Raw genomic sequence first — 5,576 nt, forward strand, 5'->3', positions numbered from 1 at the left:
ATTCCCATGTACCGCTGCGCAAACGAGAGCGGGTGATGCAAGGATTTCGATCATCGGGAGGCCTTCAGCGCTTCGTCTCGATCTTCTCAACCCTCAGAAATCTCTTTGTTCCGCCCAAATCTAAACGATCCGCATTTCAGATCCACCTTCACCGCCTCAATGCCATGGCCGAATGGAAAGCCGTGGCTGGTTCGCTCGTCTAGATTCAGCCGCTGCCGTATTCCTTCGACCAGTGTCACACAACGTGACAAGCCCGGCTCAACAGCGTGTTGGTAACTTAGCTTTGACCAGCCACGCAGCCAAGGCTGACTTCGGCTTGGGCGTCCGGCCAGTCGGGCGAACCTGTCCGACCGCCCCCGGGAGCGGCGAAGGTTATTCAGCAGCTGTAACTTGTCAACAGGCAGCCTCAACAGACTGCTCAAGCAAGTTCAACCCTTCATCCAATGTCGTAATGCCAATTGTCAGCGGTGGCAGGAGCCTGATCACGTTCTGTCGCGTTCCGCACGACAAAACGATCAAACCTCGCTGTTCAGCGGCAGCGACAATGTTCGAGGTTAATTGCGGAGCCGCATCCTTTGATCCACGATCAGTGACCAGCTCAAAGGCGATCATTGCGCCCAACCCCCGTACATCGCCGATCTTCTCCATTCCGTCGCGGATGGAGAGAGCCTCGAGGCGCCTCTTAATCATTGATCCGATGGAGGTTGCACGGTCGCAGAGTTGTTCGTCTTCGATTACATCGAGTACAGCGTTCGCTGCTGCCACGGCCAGGGGGTGCCCGGCATATGTTCCGCCGAGCCCGCCCTTATGTGCTGCGGACATAACCTCGGCCTTACCGACCACAGCGGAAAGTGGGAACCCTCCGGCAAGACCCTTTGCCATCGTCACAATGTCGGCTTTGACACCAGAATGCTCGATTCCGAACATGCGCCCTGTCCGCGCCATTCCCGACTGCACCTCGTCTGCGATTAGCAAGATGCCGTAATGGTCTGCCAATTCCCTTAGGCTCAATAGGAAATCCGTGGGCGCGACGTTGAAGCCGCCTTCGCCTTGAACGGGTTCGATTATGATCGCCGCTATCCGCTCCGGCTCCACGTCAGAAGCGAACAATGTGTTGAGTGCGCGCAACGAGTCTTCAACCGATACTCCTAAATAGCTGTTTGGAAAGGGCAAATGATAGATTTCTGCCGGAAATGGGCCGAAGTTTTTCTTATAGGGTACGACCTTTCCAGTAAGTGCCATGCCCAGAAGTGTACGGCCGTGAAACGCGCCGCTAAACGCCACTATCCCGGAACGCTTGGTGTACGCGCGCGCGATTTTGATGGCGTTCTCGATGGCCTCTGCCCCAGTCGTGGCCAGCATAGTGAGATTGTCTGTGCCGGTCGGCGCAATTGCGTTCAGTCGTTCGGCCAACGTGATGTAGCTCTCGTAAGGTGCCACGTGAAAGCAGGTATGCGTAAACCGCTCCGCCTGTTCGCTAACCGCCTGCATGACTTTCGGGTGACGGTGGCCAGTATTGTTGACCGCGATCCCTGCCGCAAAATCGATATAGCGTTTGCCGACTATATCCCAAAGCTCTGCGTTTTCAGCACGATCAGTGAAAATGGAACGAGTGCCGACACCTGGCGCTATCGCTGCCGCCTGCCTTGTTTGGAGTAGGGTCACTGCCGACATTGTTGCCTCAACGCGATCTTGGTTAGGACTGGTTTTCAACATCTTCTCGGTACTCGCGCTGAGGACGATTCATTCTTCGGGGGCCGGATTACGTCCAGCTGACGTCTAGAAACATTTAGGACATGCTTTGAGATCTTTGAGGCAGTCCAAACCAAGAACCAGGGGGCGGATATCACTCGAGAAGGCTGGTCTCTAGCGAGACTGGAACCGATGGCGATTGCACGGGCTAACATCGCGAAACCTCACCGCACGCGGATATCCCAGTGAAAGGGCAAACGTTCGGCCTGTACGTCATGGTCTGCGCCCCGCGGCCTTTGCTTAGTTCCCGTGGTCATCCCAAATTGGAAGAGCCACAGAAGCATGCGAACGGTCCGAGTCCAGACCATTTTGGTGAAGGAATAGATTGACATAAGTGTCCTCCCACTCTGGCGATCAGGGTATTTGGCCCTTTTCACCGTCAACTACTGCGGCCTTCACTGCACGTCATCAATGATGACCATCGTCATTTTTTGGAGCATTTCCATTCGGTTTTGATTCGATCTTGCCAGGAGGGCGGTAGGCATTCGCACGCGCAAGCAATCCAACTTGCGCTAACCGAAGCGCCTTTAGAGCCAAAAACTTGACGGTAGTGAATGAGCGGATCATTGCCCAGTATCCCCCGGCTTTTTTTGAGCACTAGCAACTTTAGGTGGAGCTGCTTGCACTCCAGCAACCGCGATCAGCACCTTCAACCGCAAATGGCCACCAAACCGCCCGGAGGCCTCATCTGAAATTCCGCAGTGGCCGTTGCCTCCGAAAGGCGCCCCTCGGTTTAGGCTAGCCACCTTATGTCGGTTGCCGTGGTCACCATCTTGCGTGGCCTTCATAGTGATGAGGTTTCCGAATGCCGCTAGGTGACAGTAGTCACAATTGTGGGTGTCGATGTCGTGCCCTAGCGTCTTCAACGACCAATCTGCACCAAGTCCGAGGCCCATCGTGAAAGAGCATTCGATCCTCCCACCGAATCTAATTGGATTGACCCGCATGGGTGCGTCCCAGCTTCAATCCTCAAAACCACTCCTATCCTTAGGGAGGTGACTTTTGATCGATTGGCAAACGCTCAGTTTCCAGATCGTCAATGGTGTCGTCTGGGCCATGTTTCTGGGGCTGATCGCTCTGGGTCTCAACGCCATTTTCGGTCTGCTCGGCCTATTGAACATGGCCCATGGGGCTATCTATGCAGTGGGGGCCGTTATTGCCTGGTACGCGGCTAGCCAGCTTGGGAGTTTCTGGCTGGCGGTCGTGATTGCACCGCTTGTTGCCGCTGCCGTCAGCATTCCAGTCTATCGGTTCATACTGCGGCCGACGATCGGCAAGGATATGATGGTGGGCCTGGTGGCTACCTCGGGCCTGCTTTTCGTCATCAATGATCTGTTGCTTGCTACCTTCGGCGGATCGCCTCGCCTCGTGCAGCCGCCTGTTTCCGGCTCAGTTGGTATACTTGGCTTTTACTACCCGACCTATCGCGTGGTTGCGGCCGGTATGGCTGTTGCCGTACTTGCGACCTTTTGGGCCTTTCTCCGATTGACGGCGATCGGGCTTTGGATTCGGTGCGTGGCACAGTCGCCGACACTCGCCATGGCTTCGGGCGTGCCTGTCGAACGGGTCTATATGGTCATCGTGGTGATGAGCGCTGCGCTCGCGGCCCTGGCGGGCGTCTTGATCGCACCCATGACGATGGTGAGCCACCAGATGGGCCTGTCCGTACTCGGCCCAGCATTCATCGTTGTCGTGGTCGGCGGGCTCGGCAACTTAGGCGGCGCCGTCGCGGCGGCGGTTATCATGGGTGTGACCCGAGGCGTCCTTTCTGTCTTTCTCCCGCCGACCTACGCGGAAGTTGGAGCAATTGTTATGTTTCTTCCGTTTCTCTTACTTCGGCCGAGCGGTATTTTTGGGGGGCGGGCATGAGGGACCGTGCGGGTATCGTCACATCGCTCGTCATCCTTGTAGCGCTTTGCGTGGCTGCTCCTATCGTGGGCGAATTTTGGAGCGGCGTATTGGCCCGCTGCGTTAGCTGGATGTTCCTGGCCATAAGCTTTTCGCTTGCCTATTCCTACGCCAACCTGCCAAGTGTGGCCCAAGCAACTGTATTTGGAGCGGGTGCCTACGCTGCAATCTGGCTCGCCCCAACGCTACAGGGCAGTATTTCTCTCATGATTCTGGCGGGTGTGGCCGCGGGTGGAGTTGTTGCTCTAATCTTTGGGGTACTCTTGTTGCGAATGTCGCATTCGGGCGCGGCCATCGGAACGATCATCTTTGCCGTCACCGGGTCGATCCTGGGCAACGCCGCGGTAGCATTCACCGGTGGTGCCGATGGTCTGCCGCTGCCTGCGCTAGATTTCCACTTTTTTGGGTCGTCCATTGTTGCCGGCCCCAACAATACCATGCTTGTGCTGAGCACGGCGCTGTTGGCTGCTCTACTGATCGGATTCTGGTATCTTTCAGGCACGAGCACTTGGCGAATTGTCCGCGCTGTACAGCAAAATCCCGTTCGTGCCCAAGTGCTGGGATACAACTCGGCATTGTTCCGCTTAGTTGTTTTTGCGGTAGCGGGCTGCGTGGCTGGCCTTGGTGGCTCGCTCTATGCGCTCATATCGCGACATGTCGCCATCGACATTGTTAGCCTCTCGATGTCTTTGAAGTCGATCCTTTGGGCAGCCGTAGGTGGCGTGACCTCCATCTATGGCGGGCCAATAGGCGTACTCCTCGTCCAGTTGGTTTCTGAAGTGCTCGCGCGCTGGACTGTGCGTGTCGATCTAATTGTCGGCGTGATGCTCATCCTCATCGCCCTTTGGCTGCCTCAGGGCATGATGGGCCTACTTAGGCGGTCGGAGCGGAATTGAAGTGCAAAAAAACAAAACAAATAAAACAAGGGGAACTAATATGATCAAAAAAGTATCCAGGCGCGATGTCCTCGCGGGTTCGATGGCAGCGGCAGCAGCGGTGGCGTTGCCACGGTTTGTAGGCAAATCGTTCGCAGCGGGCACTTCGGGCGACCCCATCGTGATTGGTCATCAGTGTGAGTTGACTGGTTGGGATGCAGCAACTGGCTTCTGGCGTGACAGGGCAGCAACCGGATTGTGCAATTGGCTCAACGCCAATGGCGGCATTGCCGGTCGGCCGATCAAGCTCGTTACCGTCGACACCAAGTCCGACGTGGATGCGGGCATCAATCAGCTTCGAAATCTGTTGTTGGAAGAGAAGGTGGACTTCGTCATCGGCTCGGAAATCTCGTCGATCGCGATCGCGAGCAACAAGATCGCGAACGAGAACAAGACGCTATATCTGACCATGAGCACGTCCGAGGCAACTACTGCCAAGGACAACGCGGTTCCCTATCAATTTCGCCTGACAACCAATTCGGCTGCGACTGCGGCTGGTGCTGCACAGAAATATGTTGAGTCTCTAGGTCAGAGCTGGGTGACGCTTTTCGCCGACATCAAGTGGGGACAATCAGAGCGAGACTGGTGGGCGAAGGGTGTCGTTGCGTCCGGTGGCAAAGTTGGCAATGCCGTAGCGCTGCCGGTCGACGCGCCGGATCTGCTTCCTTTCGTAATGCAGATTAACCGGAGCGCCGACGGTATCTTTATGCCCGTCCTAAACGCACTGCAGGCAATCCAGCTGCTACGCAGCTCCGGATACGAACAGAAGATCGTTCTGGCCGGACTAAGCTTCTCCCTGTTTGACTACAGAGAGCTTGGCGATGTCGGCGAAGGTGTTTTCGGGATCGAGACCGCGCCAGTCGCGCTGAAGGATATGAACTCCCCCGAAATGGCCGACATCTACAAGGCACTCGGGATAGATGAAAATGGTGTAGACGCAGCCAGCGGCAAAGTTATCGGCAGTTCGATGCTCCTTGGCAT

Annotated in this window: 4 protein-coding genes and 1 pseudogene; 4 read left to right on the plus strand and 1 reads right to left on the minus strand. The window is 56.2% G+C overall.

Features of this window, described 5'->3' with window-relative positions; genetic code table 11:
• Positions 1-203, plus strand: a pseudogene (locus AC1DWF_RS29720) (IS6 family transposase); the annotation flags it as partial.
• Between the two features lie 190 nt (positions 204-393).
• Here AC1DWF_RS29720 and gabT read toward each other — a convergent pair.
• The gene (gene gabT, locus AC1DWF_RS29725) at positions 394-1,674 is read right to left on the minus strand and encodes a 4-aminobutyrate--2-oxoglutarate transaminase (protein WP_476789445.1); all 1,281 of its coding nucleotides are present in this window, start codon (positions 1,672-1,674) and stop codon (positions 394-396) included.
• A gap of 1,080 nt (positions 1,675-2,754) precedes the next feature.
• Here gabT and AC1DWF_RS29730 point away from each other — a divergent pair.
• The 3 genes from AC1DWF_RS29730 to AC1DWF_RS29740 all read left to right on the plus strand — a co-directional run.
• Positions 2,755-3,621 carry a branched-chain amino acid ABC transporter permease gene (locus tag AC1DWF_RS29730; RefSeq protein ID WP_476786318.1) on the plus strand — a complete coding sequence of 289 codons (867 nt, stop codon included), beginning with the start codon at positions 2,755-2,757 and terminating at the stop codon, positions 3,619-3,621.
• Complete coding sequence (locus tag AC1DWF_RS29735) at positions 3,618-4,556, plus strand: branched-chain amino acid ABC transporter permease (protein ID WP_476789436.1); 939 nt, start codon at positions 3,618-3,620, stop codon at positions 4,554-4,556. The genes AC1DWF_RS29730 and AC1DWF_RS29735 overlap by 4 nt, the downstream gene beginning before the upstream one ends.
• A 40-nt stretch (positions 4,557-4,596) precedes the next feature.
• On the plus strand, positions 4,597-5,576 hold a 980-nt coding region (locus tag AC1DWF_RS29740; protein ID WP_476842404.1), incomplete at its 3' end, for an ABC transporter substrate-binding protein.

This window comes from Aminobacter sp. P4_D5, assembly GCF_056401815.1.

Bases quoted from the DNA above. Each gene is read 5' to 3' on its own strand.
- AC1DWF_RS29735 (WP_476789436.1), top strand. From the start codon at position 3,618: ATGAGGGACCGTGCGGGTATCGTCACATCGCTCGTCATCCTTGTAGCG.
- gabT (WP_476789445.1), bottom strand. From the start codon at position 1,674: ATGTCGGCAGTGACCCTACTCCAAACAAGGCAGGCGGCAGCGATAGCG.